The 19,085-nt window shown below is 59.0% G+C and carries 20 protein-coding genes; 18 read left to right on the forward strand and 2 right to left on the reverse strand.

Annotated elements, in window-relative coordinates:
• Positions 1-10 precede the first annotated feature (10 nt).
• From RYC18_RS17535 to murB, 3 genes are read left to right on the forward strand one after another with little or no spacing between them, the layout of a single operon-like run.
• Positions 11-196, forward strand: a complete 186-nt coding sequence (locus RYC18_RS17535) for a Trm112 family protein (RefSeq protein WP_002552679.1) — start codon at positions 11-13, stop codon at positions 194-196.
• Positions 193-957, forward strand: a complete 765-nt coding sequence (gene kdsB / locus RYC18_RS17540; protein WP_004657844.1) for a 3-deoxy-manno-octulosonate cytidylyltransferase — start codon at positions 193-195, stop codon at positions 955-957. Before RYC18_RS17535 ends, kdsB begins: the two co-directional genes overlap by 4 nt.
• A 34-nt stretch (positions 958-991) precedes the next feature.
• The gene (gene murB / locus RYC18_RS17545; RefSeq protein WP_316886538.1) at positions 992-2,011 is read left to right on the forward strand and encodes a UDP-N-acetylmuramate dehydrogenase; all 1,020 of its coding nucleotides are present in this window, start codon (positions 992-994) and stop codon (positions 2,009-2,011) included.
• A 288-nt stretch (positions 2,012-2,299) separates the two neighbouring features.
• Here murB and rne read toward each other — a convergent pair whose 3' ends face one another.
• Positions 2,300-5,632, reverse strand: coding sequence for a ribonuclease E (rne, locus tag RYC18_RS17550; protein ID WP_162882956.1), 3,333 nt, complete (start codon positions 5,630-5,632; stop codon positions 2,300-2,302).
• 726 nt (positions 5,633-6,358) lie between these two features.
• Between rne and rluC the strand changes: the two genes are divergently transcribed.
• From rluC to sppA, 3 genes are read left to right on the forward strand one after another with little or no spacing between them, the layout of a single operon-like run.
• Entirely contained in the window at positions 6,359-7,315 is a 957-nt protein-coding gene (gene rluC / locus RYC18_RS17555; protein ID WP_019741526.1) for a 23S rRNA pseudouridine(955/2504/2580) synthase RluC, read from the forward strand.
• A complete protein-coding gene (locus tag RYC18_RS17560; protein WP_016981656.1) occupies positions 7,305-7,967 on the forward strand; it encodes an HAD-IA family hydrolase in 663 nt (220 codons plus the stop codon). The genes rluC and RYC18_RS17560 overlap by 11 nt, the downstream gene beginning before the upstream one ends.
• A gap of 24 nt (positions 7,968-7,991) precedes the next feature.
• A complete protein-coding gene (gene sppA, locus RYC18_RS17565; protein WP_005782203.1) occupies positions 7,992-8,990 on the forward strand; it encodes a signal peptide peptidase SppA in 999 nt (332 codons plus the stop codon).
• A gap of 55 nt (positions 8,991-9,045) precedes the next feature.
• On the opposite strand, the gene RYC18_RS17570 is transcribed toward sppA, so the two are convergent.
• Entirely contained in the window at positions 9,046-9,624 is a 579-nt protein-coding gene (locus tag RYC18_RS17570) for a Maf family protein (protein WP_316886539.1), read from the reverse strand.
• 106 nt (positions 9,625-9,730) lie between these two features.
• Between RYC18_RS17570 and RYC18_RS17575 the strand changes: the two genes are divergently transcribed.
• The 12 genes from RYC18_RS17575 to RYC18_RS17630 all read left to right on the forward strand — a co-directional run bounded on the left by RYC18_RS17575 (position 9,731) and on the right by RYC18_RS17630 (position 19,073).
• A complete protein-coding gene (locus RYC18_RS17575; RefSeq protein WP_002552687.1) occupies positions 9,731-10,258 on the forward strand; it encodes a YceD family protein in 528 nt (175 codons plus the stop codon).
• Between the two features lie 13 nt (positions 10,259-10,271).
• Complete coding sequence (rpmF, locus tag RYC18_RS17580; protein WP_002552688.1) at positions 10,272-10,454, forward strand: 50S ribosomal protein L32; 183 nt, start codon at positions 10,272-10,274, stop codon at positions 10,452-10,454.
• A gap of 4 nt (positions 10,455-10,458) precedes the next feature.
• On the forward strand, positions 10,459-11,481 hold the full coding sequence (gene plsX, locus RYC18_RS17585; protein ID WP_316886540.1) for a phosphate acyltransferase PlsX: 1,023 nt from the start codon (positions 10,459-10,461) through the stop codon (positions 11,479-11,481).
• Between the two features lie 116 nt (positions 11,482-11,597).
• On the forward strand, positions 11,598-12,536 hold the full coding sequence (gene fabD / locus RYC18_RS17590; RefSeq protein ID WP_117140494.1) for an ACP S-malonyltransferase: 939 nt from the start codon (positions 11,598-11,600) through the stop codon (positions 12,534-12,536).
• A gap of 15 nt (positions 12,537-12,551) precedes the next feature.
• Positions 12,552-13,295, forward strand: coding sequence for a 3-oxoacyl-ACP reductase FabG (gene fabG / locus RYC18_RS17595; protein ID WP_003318510.1), 744 nt, complete (start codon positions 12,552-12,554; stop codon positions 13,293-13,295).
• Positions 13,296-13,486: 191 nt separating this feature from the next.
• Positions 13,487-13,723 carry an acyl carrier protein gene (gene acpP, locus RYC18_RS17600; RefSeq protein WP_002552692.1) on the forward strand — a complete coding sequence of 79 codons (237 nt, stop codon included), beginning with the start codon at positions 13,487-13,489 and terminating at the stop codon, positions 13,721-13,723.
• A gap of 128 nt (positions 13,724-13,851) precedes the next feature.
• Entirely contained in the window at positions 13,852-15,096 is a 1,245-nt protein-coding gene (gene fabF / locus RYC18_RS17605) for a beta-ketoacyl-ACP synthase II (RefSeq protein WP_002552693.1), read from the forward strand.
• Positions 15,096-15,911 carry an aminodeoxychorismate lyase gene (gene pabC, locus RYC18_RS17610; RefSeq protein WP_005743854.1) on the forward strand — a complete coding sequence of 272 codons (816 nt, stop codon included), beginning with the start codon at positions 15,096-15,098 and terminating at the stop codon, positions 15,909-15,911. The genes fabF and pabC overlap by 1 nt, the downstream gene beginning before the upstream one ends.
• Positions 15,912-15,914: 3 nt before the next feature.
• Positions 15,915-17,048 (forward strand): endolytic transglycosylase MltG, encoded by a 1,134-nt coding sequence (mltG, locus tag RYC18_RS17615; protein ID WP_044321235.1) that lies wholly within the window; start codon positions 15,915-15,917, stop codon positions 17,046-17,048.
• A 22-nt stretch (positions 17,049-17,070) separates the two neighbouring features.
• Positions 17,071-17,703, forward strand: a complete 633-nt coding sequence (gene tmk / locus RYC18_RS17620) for a dTMP kinase (protein WP_004667786.1) — start codon at positions 17,071-17,073, stop codon at positions 17,701-17,703.
• Positions 17,696-18,682, forward strand: a complete 987-nt coding sequence (locus RYC18_RS17625; RefSeq protein WP_117140493.1) for a DNA polymerase III subunit delta' — start codon at positions 17,696-17,698, stop codon at positions 18,680-18,682. Before tmk ends, RYC18_RS17625 begins: the two co-directional genes overlap by 8 nt.
• A gap of 34 nt (positions 18,683-18,716) precedes the next feature.
• Positions 18,717-19,073 carry a PilZ domain-containing protein gene (locus tag RYC18_RS17630; protein ID WP_002552698.1) on the forward strand — a complete coding sequence of 119 codons (357 nt, stop codon included), beginning with the start codon at positions 18,717-18,719 and terminating at the stop codon, positions 19,071-19,073.
• Positions 19,074-19,085 lie beyond the last annotated feature (12 nt).

A 19,085-nucleotide genomic window follows, 5' to 3' on the forward strand; every position in this document is an offset into this window, starting at 1 on the left:
AGGATCTCCTATGGACACCAAACTACTCGATATCCTCGCTTGCCCTGTGTGCAAGGGACCATTGAAGCTCAGCGCCGACAAGACCGAGCTGATCAGCAAAGGGGCAGGCCTTGCCTACCCGGTTCGTGACGGCATCCCGGTGATGCTCGAAAGCGAAGCGCGCACCTTGAGCACCGATGAGCGGCTGGAAAAATGACAGCAGCGTTCACCGTTGTCATTCCTGCGCGTTATGGCTCCAGCCGCTTCCCCGGCAAGCCACTGAAAACCATTGCTGGCAAGCCCATGGTCCAGCTTGTCTGGGAGCAGGCGTGCAAAAGCAGCGCCGAGCGTGTGGTGATTGCCACCGACGATGCGCGCATCGTCGAGGCTTGTCAGGCTTTTGGTGCAGAAGTACTGCTGACCCGCGAGGATCACAATTCCGGCACCGATCGTCTGGCCGAGGTGGCTGCGCAACTGGGGCTGGCTGCTGATGCGATTGTGGTCAATGTGCAAGGCGACGAGCCGATGATCCCGCCTGCGGTGATCGATCAGGTGGCGTCCAACCTGGCGGCTCACCCCGAAGCCGGCATGTCTACGCTGGCCGAGCCTATCGACGATGTGGCCGCGTTGTTCAACCCGAACATCGTCAAGGTCGCAACAGACATCAACGGCCTGGCGCTGACGTTCAGCCGTGCCCCATTGCCTTGGGCGCGTGACGCGCTGGCCGCAAACAGGGACGAGTTGCCCGCTGGCGTGCCTTATCGTCGTCATATCGGTATTTACGCCTATCGTGCGGGCTTTCTTCATGACTTCGTTAGCTGGGGTCCGTGCTGGCTGGAAAACACCGAAAGCCTGGAGCAACTGCGTGCGTTGTGGAATGGCGTGCGAATTCACGTTGCCGACGCGCTTGAAGCGCCACCCGGTGGCGTCGATACGCCTGAAGACCTGGAGCGCGTAAGGCGCTTGCTGGAGGGTTGATGCGCTTCGTCCAGTGGTTCGGGAAGGCGAGAGTATGACCTTGCAGGTGCAGTCCGCGATTTCCCTCAAACCTTTCAACACCTTTGGCGTGGATGTTCAGGCCCGCTTGTTTGCCGAAGCGCATAGCGATGACGATGTTCGCGAGGCGCTGGCGTATTCGGTCGAGCACGATGTACCGCTGCTGGTTATTGGCGGTGGCAGTAACCTGCTGCTCAGCGGTGACGTGCAGTCATTGGTGCTGCGCATGGCCAGTCGCGGCATTCGCATCGTGCATGAGGACTGTCTCGAGTCAATTGTCGAGGCAGAGGCTGGCGAGCCTTGGCATCCGTTCGTGCAGTCCTGTCTGGAGCTGGGGCTGGCGGGGCTGGAAAACCTCAGTCTGATTCCAGGCACAGTTGGGGCGGCACCCATGCAGAACATCGGTGCTTATGGCGTCGAGATCAAGGATGTATTCCATAGCCTGACTGCGCTGGATCGTGAAACGGGTGAATTGCGCGAGTTTTCCCTGGAGGACTGTGCGTTCGGCTACCGCGACAGCGTGTTCAAGCATCAGGTCGCGCGCTGGTTGATCCTGCGGGTACGCTTCAAACTCAGCCGCGTAGCCAATCTGCACCTTGAATATGGTCCGGTTCGTCAGCGTCTCGACGAGTTGGGTATCGATAAACCGACGCCTTTCGATGTCAGTCGGGCTATCTGCGCCATTCGTAGTGAAAAACTGCCTGACCCAGCGGTGCTGGGCAATGCCGGCAGTTTCTTCAAAAACCCGATTATCCCTGCCGAACTGTACGCAACGATCAAACAACAGCACCCAGGCGTCGTCGGCTACCCGCAGGACGATGGCCGGGTGAAGCTGGCGGCCGGATGGCTGATCGAGCAAGCGGGCTGGAAGGGCTATCGTGACGGCGACGCTGGCGTGCATAAGCTCCAGTCGCTGGTACTGGTCAATTACGGGCAGGCCAGTGGCTTGCAGCTATTGAACCTTGCGCGCCGCATCCAAAGCGACATCGTCGAGCGTTTTGGTGTAGAGCTGGAAATGGAGCCGAACCTCTACTGAGGTCTGACTGCCACCCTAATAGTGAAACCGGGCGACGCTTTGCTCGTCCGCGATCTTTGGAAATGTAGGAGCGGACTCGTCCGCGATGGGCTGCGAAGCGGACCCAAAACCGGCCATCTTGTTTGTATCGGGTGCACCGAGGCAGCTGGTTTTGCTGCCGGTTCCCGGCAGTTCGCGGACAAGCGAAGCGTCGCCCGGTCCGCTCCTGCAGTCGATGTATTTCCCTGAGTCACAGACGTAAAAAAGCCCCGCCTGTTTGCACAGGCGGGGCTTTTTCATGGGCCAGAGTTAGACGAGTGGCTTAGGCTCGTTTTCTTTCTCGGCTTCATGTTGCGGTTTGACTGCTGGTTGCTCAGTCGCCGCTTCTTCAGTCTTTTCCTCGATAGCCTGAGAAGGCTGGACCGATTCTGCTTCAGCGGCAACAGGTGCTGCTTCGGCGATGACTGGAGTGCTGGCCGCAGCGGCTTCCTGCTGACGGCGTGCTTCTTCTTCACGCTTGCGACGACGAACTTCACGAGGATCGTTCGGTGCACGGCCGGTGCTGCTGACCGGTGCGACCGGTGTTTCCACGATCACAGGTTGTTGCTCTGCAGGTGCAGGCGCTGCTTCTTCGACGGCCTTGGGCGCGACGTAAGGAGCAGGCTCCTCCTTCACGACAACAGGCTCGGCAGCAGTAGCAGCAGGCGTTGGCAGTTCGGAAGATTCAGTGGCTGGCACTTCTTCATGAGCCGCTGCTTCGACAGGCGCTTGTGGCGCTGGCTCTGGCGTTGGTGTGAACGGCACGACGCGCTCGGCATGCGGCGCTTCGAACAGCTCAGTCTGCGCAGCAATGGCAGGTGCTTCGACCGCAGCAGGCTGAACCTCCACTTCCGGAGCCGGTTTGGCGACTGGCGCATCGTCTGCAACCGGCGCTTCAACAGCAGGCACTTCAACGACCGGTTCTGCTGCTGCCGGAGTTTCTGGAGTGGATGCTTCAATTGCCGGTGCGTCAGCTTCCGGTGCCTTGGCAGTATTGGCTTCGGCAACAGGCGCTTGCTGCGCAGACTCTACGGCTGGAGCGTCTACAGCAGTGCTGTTGGCTCGCTCGGCCTGCTGGTGTGCATCGGCTTCTGCTGTGGCGCTGATCACGCCGCCAGCCGCAGCTGCTGCGGTGAATCCCAGACCAGCCGACAGATCGGTGGCGCTGCTGCCTTGTTCAGCATTTTCTGCCGAGCCGTTTTCTTCGGAACCGTTTTCTTCAGAGCCTTCGATCACGTTGCCATTGGCATCACGTTGACGCTCACGACGGTTGCTGCGACGACGCTGACCGCGGGAGCGGCGGCGAGGGCGGTCGCCTTCGCTACCGTCGTTGCCGTCCTGGTTCTCGTCGTTCACCTGCTCTTCGTTAAGCAGCACTTCCTCTTCGCTCACGGCAGCCGCGGCCTGTTCGGCGCGTGGTTGACGTTCTTCGCGAGGCGCGCGCGGCTGGCGTTCTTCGCGTGGTGCGCGTTCAGGACGTTCTTCACGAGCAAGGTTTACGGCAGGGGCTGCATCCAGAGGCTCGCGCAGTTCGCGGACCGGACGATCTTCGCGTGCTTCACGTGGCTTGCGCTCGCGGGAAGTACGGGCTGGACGCTCTTCACGTGGTGCTGAATCCTCGCGGGCTTCACGCGGTTCGCGAACGGTACGCTCTTCACGAGGTGCACGTTCTTCACGAGGTGCACGCTCCTCACGTGGGGCGCGCTCTTCGCGCGGCGCGCGTTCGGCACGTTCTTCACGGGGGGCGCGTTCTTCACGAGGCTTACGCTCTTCGTCACGACGGTTGTTACGGCCACGGCTCTGTTGGCGACCGTTGCGGCGTTCCTCGTTACGGGCCGGACGCTGTTCGGCAGCAGGTTTTTCAACCACTACCGGAGCGGCAGGCTCTTCCTTGGTCGCGAACAGGCTGACCAGGGATTTCACTAGGCCCTTGAACAGGCTTGGCTCGTGAGCGACCGGTGCAGGCGTTGGGGCAGGCGCAACGGCTTCAACCGGAACCGGCGCATTGGCACGAGCAGGTGCAGTCTTGACGGCTGCTTCCTGGCGAACAAGAGTGCGGGTTGCGGCAGCCAGCGGGGCGATTTCTTCCACTTCGGCTGCAGCCGCGGCGATTTCGTAGCTGGTCTGGCTGTTGTGTGCTTCCGGGCTGTCATCACGCAGACGCTGAACTTCGAAGTGCGGGGTTTCCAGCTGGTCGTTCGGCAGGATGATGATGCGCGCACGGGTGCGCAGTTCGATCTTGGTGATCGAGTTGCGTTTCTCGTTGAGCAGGAACGCAGCGACCGGGATCGGCACCTGAGCGCGCACTTCTGCAGTGCGGTCTTTCAGGGCTTCTTCTTCGATCAGGCGCAGAATGGCCAGAGAAAGCGATTCGACGTCACGGATGATGCCGGTGCCATTGCAACGAGGGCAGACGATGCCGCTGCTTTCGCCCAACGATGGGCGCAGACGCTGGCGGGACATTTCCAGTAGGCCGAAGCGTGAAATGCGACCGATCTGAACGCGGGCGCGGTCGGCTTCCAGGCTTTCGCGGACTTTTTCTTCCACGGCGCGCTGGTTCTTGGCCGGTGTCATGTCGATGAAGTCGATGACGATCAGGCCGCCGATGTCGCGCAGACGCAATTGACGGGCGATTTCCTCAGCCGCTTCAAGGTTGGTCTGCAGGGCGGTTTCTTCGATGTCGCTGCCTTTGGTGGCGCGCGCCGAGTTGATGTCGATGGACACCAGGGCTTCGGTCGGATCGATGACGATGGAGCCGCCGGAAGGCAGTTCGACCACGCGCTGGAAGGCGGTTTCGATCTGGCTTTCGATCTGGAAGCGGTTGAACAGTGGAACGCTGTCTTCGTACAGTTTGATCTTGCTGGCGTACTGCGGCATCACCTGACGGATGAAGGTCAGGGCTTCTTCCTGGGCTTCGACGCTGTCGATCAGGACTTCGCCGATGTCCTGACGCAGGTAGTCACGGATGGCGCGGATAATGACGTTGCTTTCCTGATAGATCAGGAAAGGGGCCGAACGGTCCAGGGACGCTTCCTTGATGGCGGTCCACAGTTGCAGCAGGTAATCGAGGTCCCACTGCATTTCTTCGCTGCTGCGGCCCAGGCCGGCAGTACGAACGATCAGACCCATGTCGGCTGGAGCGATCAGGCCGTTGAGGGCTTCACGCAGTTCGTTGCGCTCTTCGCCTTCGATACGGCGCGAGATGCCGCCGGCGCGAGGGTTGTTCGGCATCAGGACCAGATAACGGCCTGCAAGGCTGATGAAGGTGGTCAGGGCTGCGCCCTTATTGCCACGCTCTTCTTTCTCGACCTGAACGATGACTTCCTGGCCTTCGCTCAGGACGTCCTTGATGTTGACGCGGCCTTCAGGGGCTTTCTTGAAGTACTCTCGGGAGATTTCCTTGAGGGGCAGAAAGCCGTGGCGCTCAGAGCCGAAATCGACAAAGGCAGCCTCAAGGCTGGGTTCGATGCGAGTGATTCGGCCTTTATAGATGTTGGCCTTCTTCTGCTCGCGTGCACCTGACTCGATGTCCAGGTCGTAGAGGCGCTGGCCGTCTACCAGTGCAACACGCAACTCTTCGGGTTGAGTTGCGTTAATCAGCATTCTTTTCATGTAGTACCGTCGGTTTCCGGGCTGCCGGAAGCGGCGTTCGGCACACACGACTTCTCACGGTCGGTGTCAGGGCACGTCAGGAGTGGTTGGACACTCCAGTGTCTAGCGAGGTCCTCGCCCAGAGGGGGCGGAGGGTCGCGACGACGTTTCCTGCTTGCTGTGGTGGCATAAGACACCCTTTTCAGCAAAAGCTTTGTCAGGAGGAGGAATCGACCATCGGTAGCGGACGAGATGAAGCGTCTAGAACAAGCCTTGTGCTACACAGTCCGATGGTTGTGCGTCTCCACCCTACACGTATCCCTGATAATTCGGGTGCTGCCGCGCGCAGAATCCGCAGCGGGTTGGCATTTACCGCGATCTTCGATAGGGAAGGTCGCGCATCATGGCTTGAGGCGTTGTTCCCGAAGCATTCGCTCGTAGCGTCTGAAAGCGACTGCACTTTGTGAACTGGCCATGAACTGTCCGCACCGGCAGCGAGCTGTCTGCTCTGCTGTCAGGCGTGTTTCCGGCCTCATGTCACCTGCGCTCGTTACGTTTTCAGCGTGCTCCGTTGTCACCGAACACTGCGTAGGACGGCCTCCCGTCCTTGTGAATTGCGTTGGTCAGGGCCGGTTGTCAACCGTTGGTCCGCTGTCCGGCCGCTTTTGGCGGCGTTCGCGACTATAGCAGCAATCATTAAGTGCTTCAAATCCATAAAAAATTGTTATCATTTGCGGCATGACGAATATTGCCCCTCCAACCCCCGGCGTCCAGCTGGTTGAGGTTGCCCCGGAACTTGCCGGTCAACGCATCGATAATTTTCTGATCACTTATCTCAAGGGTGTGCCCAAAACCTTGATTTACCGCATTTTGCGCAAAGGCGAAGTGCGTGTGAACAAGGGGCGGATCAAGCCGGAGTATAAGTTGCAGGCAGGCGATATCGTGCGCATTCCTCCTGTGCGCGTGCCTGAGCGCGACGAGCCGGTGCCGGTTGCGCAGGCTCTGCTGCAACGCCTCGAGGCCGCGATTGTCTACGAAGACAAGGCGCTGATCGTGCTCAACAAGCCTGCGGGTATCGCTGTGCATGGCGGCAGCGGCCTGAGTTTCGGGGTAATCGAAGCATTCCGTCAGTTGCGTCCGGATGCCAAGGAGCTTGAGCTTGTGCATCGCCTGGACCGCGATACGTCGGGCCTGCTGATGATTGCCAAGAAACGCAGCATGCTGCGCCACCTGCACGAAGCCTTGCGCGGTGACGGTGTCGACAAGCGCTACATGGCGCTGGTCCGCGGTAACTGGGCAACGGCTCAAAAGCAGGTGCGTGCGCCACTGATGAAAAGCAATCTGCGTTCCGGCGAGCGCATGGTCGAGGTCAATGAAGAGGGCAAGGAGGCCCTGACGATTTTCAAGGTACTGCGTCGTTTCGGTGACTTTGCCACCATGGTCGAAGCCAAGCCGGTGACCGGGCGCACGCACCAGATCCGCGTGCACACGCTGCATGCGGGGCACGCCATTGCAGGCGATACCAAATACGGTGACGAGAATTTCAGTCGCGAGATTCGTGATCTGGGCGGCAAGCGTCTGTTCCTGCACGCCTATATGCTGACAGTACCGATGCCCGATGGCAGCAAACTGAATGTGCAGGCGCCTGTGGACGACATGTGGGCCAAGACAGTGGAGCGTTTGAGTGCGCCGTAATTACGACCTGTTGATTTTCGATTGGGACGGCACGCTGGCCGACTCTGTGGGGCGAATTGTTCTGGCCATGCGTACCGCGGCTATCGAGACTGATCTTGAAGTTCGTGACGATCCGGCGATCAAGGGCATTATCGGTCTGGGTCTGCCCGAGGCGATTCGAACCCTTTATCCGCAGATCAGTGACAATCAGGTGGTCGACTTTCGGCAGCGCTATGCTGACAGCTATATGGCAATGGATAACGTGCCTTCGCCGCTGTTCGAGGGCGTTCTGGAGTCGATGCAAGCGTTTCGCGAGGACGGCTATCGTCTGGCGGTCGCTACCGGCAAGGCGCGCCGTGGGCTGGATCGGGTGCTACAAGCCAATGGCTGGGGCGATTACTTCGATGCCACCCGGGCTGCCGACGAAACCGCCAGCAAGCCGGACCCGCTGATGTTAAACGAGATCATGGCGCATTGTGATGTTGCGCCGCAGCGTTCGTTGATGATCGGCGATGCGTCATTCGATCTGCTGATGGCCCGCAACGCAGGTATGGATTCGGTTGCGGTGGGTTATGGCGCTCAGTCGCTGGAGTCGTTGCGCCAGTTTCAGCCACGATTGGCTATTGAGCATTTTTCCGAGCTGCGCACCTGGTTGAATGGGCGCGGCGTCTAGTTTTAGGGTTGGAGTGATTGGAACATGTCTGACGAATGGAAGGCACCCGTCTCGCAAAGCGCGGACGAGGGCATCAATGGCAAGGAAGAAGCAAAAAGCTGGAAACTTCTGGAAAAGACGCTGCTGGCCAGTGTTCAGGAGCAGCGTCGTGCGCGTCGCTGGGGAATTTTCTTCAAGCTGCTGACGTTCGCGTTTCTGTTTGTCGCAGTGGTCGTTCCGATGCTGGACTTTGAAGGCGGTACATCGCGCCGCTCCAGCCACACAGCGCTGATCGATGTGCAGGGTGTGATTGCCGACAAGGAGTCGGCCAGTGCCGAGAATATCGTCACGGCGCTGCAGAAGGCGTTCGAGGATGAAAAGACCAAGGGCGTTATTCTGCGTATCAACAGTCCGGGCGGCAGTCCTGTGCAGTCGGGCTATGTCTATGACGAAATCCGTCGTCTGCGTGCTGCAAAACCGGATATCAAGGTGTATGCGGTCATTACCGATCTGGGTGCTTCGGGGGCTTATTACATTGCCAGTGCTGCCGACCAGATCTACGCCGACAAGGCCAGTCTGGTGGGGTCGATAGGTGTGACGGCGGCGGGGTTCGGGTTTGTCGGTGCCATGGACAAGCTCGGCGTTGATCGTCGTACCTACACATCGGGCGAGCACAAAGCTTTCCTTGATCCGTTCCAGCCGCAGAAGGCCGATGAGACGCAGTTCTGGCAGGGGGTGCTGGACACAACGCATCGTCAGTTCATCGCCAGCGTCAAGCAGGGTCGTGGCGATCGCCTGAAGGACAAAGATCATCCCGAACTGTTTTCGGGGCTGATCTGGACCGGTGAGCAGGCCGTTGCGCTCGGTCTGGTGGACGGCCTGGGCAGTGCCAGTTATGTCGCGCGGGATGTGATCAAGGAAAAGGATATCGTCGAATATACCGTCGAAGAGTCGCCTTTCGACCGCTTTTCGAAAAAGCTGGGCACCAGTATCGCTGAGCGCATTGCCATGCTGGTCGGCTTCAACGGTCCAAGCCTGCGCTGACGGCTTGATGCAGAAATGAAGAACCCGGCCAATGGTCGGGTTCTTTGTCTGAGCGTCAGGGTACGCTGACCCCTTCCTTTATTAGCATGTCCACAAGGCGTATCAGTGGCAGGCCGATCAGGCTGGTCGCGTCGCTGCCTTCGGTGCTGCGAAACAGGCTAACCCCCAACCCTTCAGCCTTGAAGCTGCCGGCGCAGTCATAAGGTTGCTCTGCATGCAGATAGCGTTCGATGCTGGCTTGATCGAGTTCGCGCATGTGCACGGTAAAGGGTACGCAATCGACCTGATGCTCGCCTTTCGAGCTATTAAGCAGGGCCAGTCCGGTCAGGAAGGTTACGCTGGTGCCACTGGCAGCCGTCAGTTGCTCAAGTGCACGCTCGAAGGTGTGGGGCTTGCCGAGTATCTGTCCGTTCAGGACGGCGACTTGGTCGGAGCCAATGATCAGGTGGGCCGGATATTCGCCCGCCAGCGCCTTGGCTTTCTCTAAGGCAAGGCGCCGAACGAGGTCGTGTGCGGTTTCGTCCGGTCGGTGACTTTCATCAATGTCCGGGGACTTGCAGGTGAATGGCAGGCGCAGGCGAGTGAGCAGTTCGCGCCGGTATGAAGAGCTGGAGGCAAGGAGCAGGGATGGCATGCGGTTCTCCGTAGGCTGAGCGTCGATTCTAAAGAGTGGCCGGAGTGACGAACAGGCCTGAATTTCCTTTGACATGCCAAGGGGGCATCCCTAGAATGCTGCGCCTATGTTGAATGACCCGATTCCATCTCACGTTGACCCGCGCAAATTGTCTGATCGCGGCACTACCCTTCAGGGTGAAGTGCTGCTGGGCGATTTGAAGAGACTCTGCGACCCGCTTGCCGATACTGTCGGTACGGTGCAGGCGAAATTCGTTTTTGAGCGTGACGAACGCCGTTCTGTGGTCATCCACAGTTCGATAGACGTCCCGGTCAAGATGGTTTGCCAGCGTTGTCTTGAGCTGGTGACCCTGCCGATCCACAGCGAATGCAGTTACGCCGTGGTGAAGGAGGGTGCGAATACCCAGTCGTTACCGAAAGGTTATGACGTGCTGGAACTGGGCGAAGATCCTTTGGATCTGCTGGCATTGATCGAGGAGGAGCTATTGCTCGCCTTGCCCATTGTGCCTGCTCATCATCCTGAAGAATGCCAGCAACCGGCGGGTCTCGATGAGCCCGAACCGAGCGTGGACGAGGTAACGCGGTCCAACCCGTTCAGTGTATTGGCGCAGTTAAAGCGTGACCCAAACGTTTAGGAGTTAATCAATTATGGCTGTTCAGCAGAACAAAAAATCCCGCTCTGCCCGTGACATGCGTCGTTCGCACGACGCTCTTGAGGCAAGCACTCTGTCGGTAGAAAAGACCACTGGTGAAATTCACCTGCGTCACCACGTATCGCCAGAAGGCGTATACCGTGGTCGTAAAGTGATCGACAAGGGCGCTGACGAGTAATTTCTTGTCCGCTCCGATCATCGCGATCGACGCAATGGGCGGGGACTTCGGTCCCCGCAACATTGTTCAGGCAAGCCTCGCGTGCCTGACAGCTACGCCCTCGCTTCATCTGGTCCTCGTCGGCCAAGCCTCCCTGATTGAAGAACTCATTGCCCGTCATGGTGCTGTGGATCGCTCGCGCCTGCGTGTCGTAAACGCCAATGAAGCCATTGCAATGGACGAGCGCCCGTCCCAGGCCCTGCGTGGCAAGCCTGACTCGTCCATGCGCGTTGCGCTTGAGCTTGTTGCGAGCGGGCAGGCCCAGGCATGTGTCAGCGCTGGTAATACCGGTGCGCTGATGGCGCTTTCGCGGTTTGTGCTCAAGACCTTGCCCGGTATCGACCGTCCCGCGATGATCGCAGCCATTCCCACCCGGTCTGGCCATTGCCAGTTGCTCGACCTGGGTGCGAACGTCGATTGCAGCGCCGAGGCGCTTTATCAGTTTGCGGTAATGGGGTCTGTTCTTGCCGAGACCCTGGGCGTCGCAAAACCCAGGGTTGCCTTGCTTAACGTGGGCACGGAAGACATCAAGGGCAATCAGCAGGTCAAGCTTGCCGCCGGTCTTCTGCAGGCAGCCCTGGGGCTCAACTACATTGGCTACATCGAAGGCGACGGTTTGTACCGGGGTGAGGCTGACGTTGTGGTGTGTGATGGCTTTGTCGGCAATGTACTGCTCAAGTCGAGCGAAGGTCTGGCGACCATGATTGCCGCCAGAATCGATACACTGTTCAACCGCAATTTGCTAAGCAGGGCTGTCGGAGCATTGGCGTTGCCGTTGCTCAAGCGACTGCAGACTGATCTGGCGCCTGCTCGTAATAATGGCGCGAGCTTGCTCGGGTTGCAGGGGGTTGTGGTGAAAAGCCACGGTTCGGCCAGTGTTTCAGGGTTCCAGAGTGCGATTCAGCGAGCGATCGTTGAATCCCGTGAAAACCTGCCGCAGCGCCTGAAGGGGCGGCTTGAATTGCTTCTCCAGAACGGCGGAGCCTGAAAATGTGACGCATCAGACTGGTCAGTCATCCAACCGATCAGTCATGTAAATTTGAATACCCGCGTTCGGCCTGTCCGGACGCCCATTTTGGCGACAATAATTCAGAGGCTTGTCAAATGTCTGCATCCCTCGCATTCGTCTTTCCGGGTCAAGGATCGCAATCGCTCGGCATGCTCGCCGAGCAAGGCGCGCAACATCCGTTGATTCTCGATACTTTCGAGCAGGCTTCCGAAGCCCTTGGCTATGACCTGTGGGCGTTGACCCAGAGCGGTCCTGTCGAGTTGCTCAATCAGACCGACAAGACCCAGCCTGCCATTCTGACTGCTTCCATAGCCTTGTGGCATGTGTGGCTGGCCGAGGGCGGCGCCGTTCCTGCGTTCGTCGCAGGTCACAGTCTGGGTGAATACAGTGCGCTGGTAGCTGCGCAAAGCCTGAGCCTGGCTGATGCGGTAAAGCTCGTCGAGCGTCGTGGCCAGTTGATGCAGGAAGCGGTGCCGGCCGGTCAAGGCGGCATGGCTGCTATTCTGGGTCTTGATGACGCCGACGTTATCGCTGCCTGTGCCGAAGCAGCGCAGGGCGAAGTTGTCAGTGCGGTGAATTTCAACTCGCCGGGCCAGGTGGTGATCGCCGGTTCCGCCGAGGCCGTCAAGCGCGCCATGGAGCTGTGCAAGGCGCGGGGTGCCAAGCGTGCATTGCCGTTGCCGGTCAGCGTGCCTTCGCACTGCGAACTGATGCGCCCGGCCGCAGAGCGTTTCGCCGAGGCTGTTGAAGCCATTGAATGGCAGGCACCTGAAATAGCATTGGTACAGAACGTCAGCGCCAGCGCGGTCAGTGATCTGGCGACGCTCAAGCGTGACTTGCTGGAACAGTTGTACAAGCCGGTTCGCTGGGTTGAATCCATTCAATGCCTGGCCAACCGTGGTGCTACCCAGCTTGTGGAATGTGGGCCGGGCAAAGTCCTGGCCGGTCTGAACAAGCGTTGCGCCGAAGGCGTGATTACTTACAACCTTGATACCCCGGACGCCTTTGCCGCCGCGCGCGCGGCACTGGCCTGATTAGGAGAAGCCTGTATGAGCCTTCAAGGTAAAGTTGCACTGGTCACCGGTGCGAGTCGCGGTATTGGTCAAGCCATCGCCCTGGAATTGGGGCGCAATGGTGCTGTCGTTGTGGGCACCGCGACCTCTGAGTCCGGCGCCGAGCGTATCAGTGCAACGTTCAAGGAAAACGGCATCGAAGGCTTTGGCCTGATGCTCGATGTCTGCGATGCCGAGTCTGTGAATTCGGTCCTGTCGACCATTCAGGAGCGTGTCGGTGCACCGTTGATTCTGGTCAATAATGCCGGCATCACCCGTGATAATCTGATGATGCGCATGAAAGATGACGAATGGTATGACGTCGTCAACACCAACCTGAACAGCCTTTTCCGTCTTTCCAAGGGTGTTTTGCGCGGCATGACCAAAGCGCGTTGGGGCCGTATTATCAGCATTGGTTCGGTTGTGGGTGCCATGGGCAACGCCGGTCAAGTAAACTATGCTTCCGCGAAGGCCGGGCTGGAAGGTTTCAGCAGGGCTCTGGCCCGTGAAGTGGGCTCGCGGGCAGTAACCGTTAATTCGGTTGCGCCCGGTTTCATCGACACCGATATGACGCGTGAGCTGCCTGAGGCTCAGCGTGAGTCACTGATTACCCAGATACCCCTGGGCCGTCTGGGGCAGGCTGAAGAGATTGCGCATGTAGTCGCTTTTCTTGCCTCCGAAGGCGCAGGGTACGTTACCGGGGCCACAATCCCTGTTAACGGCGGCATGTACATGAGCTAATGTGACCATCTGTTTCAAAAAAATGTCATACGAGCTGTCTAAAATCCGTTATAAAGCTGCAATCTATGCATGGGCAAAGGTACGGTTGGGCATAAGGGGAGAGCGTTAAGCTTGAAATTCGCAAAACCTCTTCTATACACTTACCCACTGGCCAGATGCCTGAACATTTCCACTAGGAGTTAAAACTAGGTATGAGCACCATCGAAGAGCGCGTCAAGAAAATCGTTGCAGAGCAACTTGGCGTCAAATCAGAAGAGGTTGTCAACACTGCTTCTTTCGTTGAAGACCTGGGCGCTGACTCCCTGGACACTGTCGAGCTGGTAATGGCTCTGGAAGAGGAATTCGAGACCGAAATCCCTGACGAAGAAGCGGAAAAGATCACTACCGTTCAAGCAGCAATCGACTACGTCACTAGCCATCAGGCTTAAGATTTGTAATCGCTGACTGCTGTCACGGGAAAACCGCACTGCTTTAACCGGCGTGCGGTTTTTTCTTTAGAAAACGCTGTGATTGTTCGTAAATGATTGTTCCGTAAACAAGAGAGAAGGAGAGTCCTGTGTCGCGTAGACGCGTCGTGGTCACCGGGATGGGCATGCTTTCGCCACTGGGCAATGACGTGCCCAGCAGTTGGCAGGGCATTCTGGCGGGCCGCAGTGGCATTGGCCTTATCGAGCACACGGACTTGTCGGCCTTCACCACCCGTTTCGGCGGTTCGGTCAAGGGTTTCAACGTCGAAGAATACCTCGCGCCCAAAGAAGCGCGCCGGCTCGATCTCTTCATTCAGTATGGTCTCGCGGCCAGCTTTCAGGCGGTGCGTAATGCAGGCCTCGAAGTCACTGATGCAAACCGTGAACGCATCGGCGTCGCGATGGGTTCGGGTATCGGTGGTCTGACCAATATCGAAAACAGCAGTCGTCTGCTGCACGAGCAAGGGCCAGGACGGATTTCTCCGTTTTTCGTGCCGGGCTCGATCATCAACATGATTTCCGGTTTCCTGTCTATCCATCTGGGTGCACAGGGGCCTAATTACTCCATCGCCACGGCTTGCACCACGGCGACCCACTGCATCGGCATGGCGGCTCGCAACATCGCCTATGACGAAGCGGACGTGATGATTGCCGGTGGCGCTGAAATGGCTGCCTGTGGCCTGGGGCTGGGTGGTTTCGGTGCCGCGCGTGCGCTGTCGACCCGCAACGACGACCCGACCCGTGCCAGTCGTCCCTGGGACAAAGGCCGTGATGGTTTCGTCCTGTCCGACGGTGCAGGTGCGATGGTGCTTGAAGAACTTGAGCACGCCAAGGCGCGTGGTGCGACCATCTACGCTGAACTGGTCGGGTTCGGCATGAGCGGCGATGCCTATCACATGACCTCGCCACCTGATGACGGTGCCGGTGCTGCACGCTGCATCGTCAATGCGTTGCGTGACGCCAAGGTCAATGCCGATCAGGTGCAGTACATCAACGCACACGGTACGTCGACGCCTGCTGGCGATCTGGCCGAGGCTTCTGCGATCAAGTCGGTATTTGGCGATCATGCCTACAAGCTGGCTGTCAGTTCGACCAAGTCGATGACCGGCCACCTGCTGGGCGCTGCTGGTGCTGTCGAGGCGATCTTCAGCGTGCTGGCGATGGTTGATCAGGTGGCTCCGCCGACCATCAACCTGGATGAGCCAAGCGAAGGCTGCGATCTGGATTTCGTGCCTCACGAAGCGCGCCGCATGCCGATCGACGTCGTTCTGTCGAACTCCTTCGGCTTCGGTGGCACCAACGGCTCGCTGGTGTTCCGTCGGTTCGCCGAGTAATGCCCGCCTGGGTCGATGGCTGCCCCGCAGACGCCTTGTCCCTCAAGGACCGGGGTCTGGCCTACGGCGATGGACTGTTTGAAACCATCGTCGTCAAGGCCGGGCAGCCATTGCTCCTGGAGCGCCATCTGCAGCGTCTCGAAAACGGATGCGCGCGCTTGTCGATCGCAACCGATCATGCGCTTATCCGTGCAGAAATGACCCGCTTCGCTGCAGAGCTTGGCGATGGGGTCATGAAGCTGATCCTTACCCGCGGCGACAGCCAGCGCGGTTACGCTCCAGCCCCCAATGCCCAATCGCGTCGAATCCTGCAGGGCGGCCCTGCGCCAGCCTATCCGGGTGTGCATGCCGAGCAGGGCGTGCGCCTGTTTGCCTGCCAGACGCGTCTGGCGGAACAGCCGCTTCTGGCTGGACTCAAGCACCTGAATCGCCTGGAACAGGTGCTGGCCCGCTCGGAATGGAGCGATAGCGAGCATGCCGAAGGCTTGATGCGCGATACCTCCGGGCGATTGATCGAGGGTGTCTACAGCAATCTGTTTCTGGTCAGCCAGGGCCGCCTGCTGACTGCCGATCTGAGCCGCTGCGGGGTAGCGGGGGTGATGCGTGCCGAGTTGCTGGATCAGGCACGAAACCTGGGACTGGTTGTCGATATCCGTGATTTGCACCTGTCCGACCTTGAATCGGCGGACGAAGTGTTTCTATGCAATAGCGTCTACGGCGTCTGGCCGGTTCGCGGCTTTACAGTCTTGAGCTGGCCGGTCGGGCCGCTCACCCGTAAACTGCAAGGTATTGCTCGCACCCTTCTGGATATCTGATTTGTGATCCGAAAAATATTGGTGTTGCTGGAAACAGCTGTCGTTCTGGCAGGCCTTCTGCTCGGCTTTGCGTTCTGGCAGCAACATCAGGCGCTGAACCAGCCGCTCGAAGTCGCTCAGGAGCAACTGCTGGATGTCCCGGCCGGCTCAACGCCGACCGGTGTGCTTAATCGACTGCAGGCCGATGGCGTGATCAAGGACGCCTTCTGGTTGCGCCTCTACTGGCGTTTCAACCTCTCCGGACAGGCACTGCACAGCGGCGAATACCGCATGGTGCCGGGCATGAACGTCAAGGGGCTGTTCGACGTCTGGAAGCGCAAGGAGGTTGTGCAATACAGCCTGACGCTGGTCGAGGGCTGGAATTTCCGTCAGGTGCGGGCTGCGCTGGCCAAACAGGCCAAGCTCGATCAGACGCTGGCTGGCTTGTCCGACGGCGAGCTGATGGCAAAAATCGGCCATCCCGATGTATTCCCTGAAGGACGTTTCTTTCCTGACACCTATCGCTATGTGCGCGGCATGACCGATGCCGAATTGCTCAGGCAGGCTTACAGTCGTCTGGAAGAAGTGCTGGATGAAGAATGGAACGCCAGGTCGTCTGAGGCTCCGTATTCCAATCCTTATCAGGCCCTGATCATGGCGTCGCTGGTCGAGAAGGAAACCGGTGTGCCTCAGGAGCGCGGCCAGATTGCGGGTGTATTCGTGCGTCGCTTGAAGCTGGGCATGCAGTTGCAGACTGATCCGACCGTGATCTATGGCATGGGCGAGCGCTACAACGGCAAGTTGACCCGGGCCAATCTCAAGGAACCCACGCCGTACAATACCTACGTGATAGCCGGTATGCCGCCGACACCGATTTCACTGGTGGGGCGCGAGGCGATTCATGCCGCGCTCAACCCGGTAGCGGGCAGCAGCCTGTATTTCGTGGCCAAGGGGGACGGCAGCCATGTGTTCTCGGACGATCTGGATGCCCATAACTCAGCGGTGCGTGACTATCAGCTCAAGCGCCGCGCAGATTATCGCTCCAGCCCGGCACCTGCTGCGCCTGCTGCACCGGCACCATCAACTGATTCTCCCTCTTCAGAGCCCGAGCCTGCGACTGCAACGGATGCCCCGCAGCCCGAGCCGAATGCGCAATGATGGAAACAATTAAGGATTACCTGTGACTGGCTTGTTTATCACCCTTGAAGGTCCGGAAGGTGCTGGCAAAAGTACCAATCGCGAATACTTGGCGGCACAGCTGCGCGCGCAGGGCGTTCAGGTATTGCTGACCCGCGAGCCGGGCGGCACTCCGCTGGCCGAGCGTATTCGCGAACTGCTGCTGGCTCCCAGTGATGAAGCCATGAGTGCCGACACCGAACTGCTGCTGGTGTTTGCCGCGCGCGCACAACACCTGGCCGAGGTCATTCGCCCGGCTCTGGCCCGTGGCGAGGTGGTGCTTTGTGATCGGTTTACCGATGCAACCTACGCTTATCAAGGTGGTGGCCGCGGCCTGTCTCAGCAGCGTATTGCTGTGTTGGAAGAGTTTGTTCAAGGCGATCTGCGGCCTGATCTGACGCTGGTATTTGACCTGCCGGTGGAAATCGGTCTGTCACGTGCCGCAGCACGTGGCCGACTCGATCGCTTCGAGCAGGAAGGCCGGGCTTTCTTCGACGCGGTGCGCTCGACTTATCTGCAGCGGGCGAAGGCTGATCCTGCGCGGTATCGTCTGGTGGACGCGGCCCAGCCGCTGGCCGACGTTCAGGCTTCCCTTGATACATTGCTGCCGCAGTTGCTGGAGCTGCGACGTGGCTGAAGCCTACCCCTGGCAGGCATCACTCTGGCAGCAGATGGCCGGTCGTGCTCAACACGCTCATGCCTATCTGCTGCACGGTCCGGCCGGTATCGGCAAGCGGGCACTGGCCGAGCGCCTGATGGCCAGCCTGCTGTGCAAGGCTCCCGAAGCGCTTGAGGCCTGCGGGCATTGCAAATCCTGCCTGCTGCTGGCGGCTGGCAGTCATCCGGACAACTATGTGCTGGAGCCGGAAGAAGCAGACAAGCCGATCAAGGTTGATCAGGTCCGTGACCTGGTGAGCTTTGTGGTGCAGACCGCCCAGATGGGCGGTCGCAAGGTGGTGCTCGTCGAGCCGGTGGAAGCGATGAACATCAACGCTGCCAATGCCTTGTTGAAGAGTCTTGAGGAGCCGTCGGGCAATACCGTTCTATTGCTGGTCAGCCATCAGCCGAGCCGCTTGCTGCCAACGGTCAAAAGTCGCTGTGTGCAGCAGGCCTGCCCATTGCCCAGTGAACAGATGAGTCTGGACTGGCTGGGCAATGCCCTGCCTGATTGCACGCAGGAAGAACGGTTCGAATTGCTGACGCTGGCAGCGGGTTCGCCGCTGGCTGCCGTGGCACTTTACACGCAAGGCGTTCGCGAACAACGCGCGCTGGTGGTGGATGGCGTCAAGAAGCTGCTCAAGCAACAGCAATCGGCTACCCAACTGGCCGAAGGCTGGAAGGACATCCCGTTGTTATTGTTGTTCGACTGGTTCTGTGACTGGTCGCACCTGATCCTGCGCTATCAGATGACGCAGGACGAGGAAGGCCTTGGTCTGAGCGACATGCGCAAGGTCGTTCAATACCTGGCGCAGAAGTCTTCTCGCGCAAAAGTGCTGGAGATTCAGGACTGGATTCTGGCACAGAGGCAAAAAGTCATGTCCAAGGCCAATCTAAACCGGGTCTTGCTGCTTGAAGCATTACTGGTGCAGTGGGCAGGCCTGCCAGGACAGGCGTAGACTCTGCGTTACCCGGAACCGTTGAGGTGTTGTCATGAGTCTGCCGCTGAACACAGGTCCACGTAATGGCATTCTGTCCTTGACCATCAAGGACAAATCCGTGCTTTACGCTGCCTACATGCCATTCATCAGAAACGGCGGCCTGTTCATCCCCACCAGCAAAAGCTACAAGCTGGGTGACGAAGTGTTCATGCTGCTCAATCTGATGGACGAACCGGAGAAGGTTCCGGTGGCTGGCCGCGTCGCCTGGATCACGCCAAAAGGTGCGCAGGGCAACCGGACTGCCGGTGTCGGCGTGCAATTCAATGATGGCGACAATACCGCGCGCAATCTGATCGAAACTCATCTGGTCGGTGCTCTGAAGTCCGATCGTCCAACCCATACGATGTAGTTGTGTTTTAAC

Source organism: Pseudomonas syringae group sp. 247E2, from assembly GCF_032587795.1.
Lineage (GTDB): Bacteria > Pseudomonadota > Gammaproteobacteria > Pseudomonadales > Pseudomonadaceae > Aquipseudomonas > Aquipseudomonas amygdali.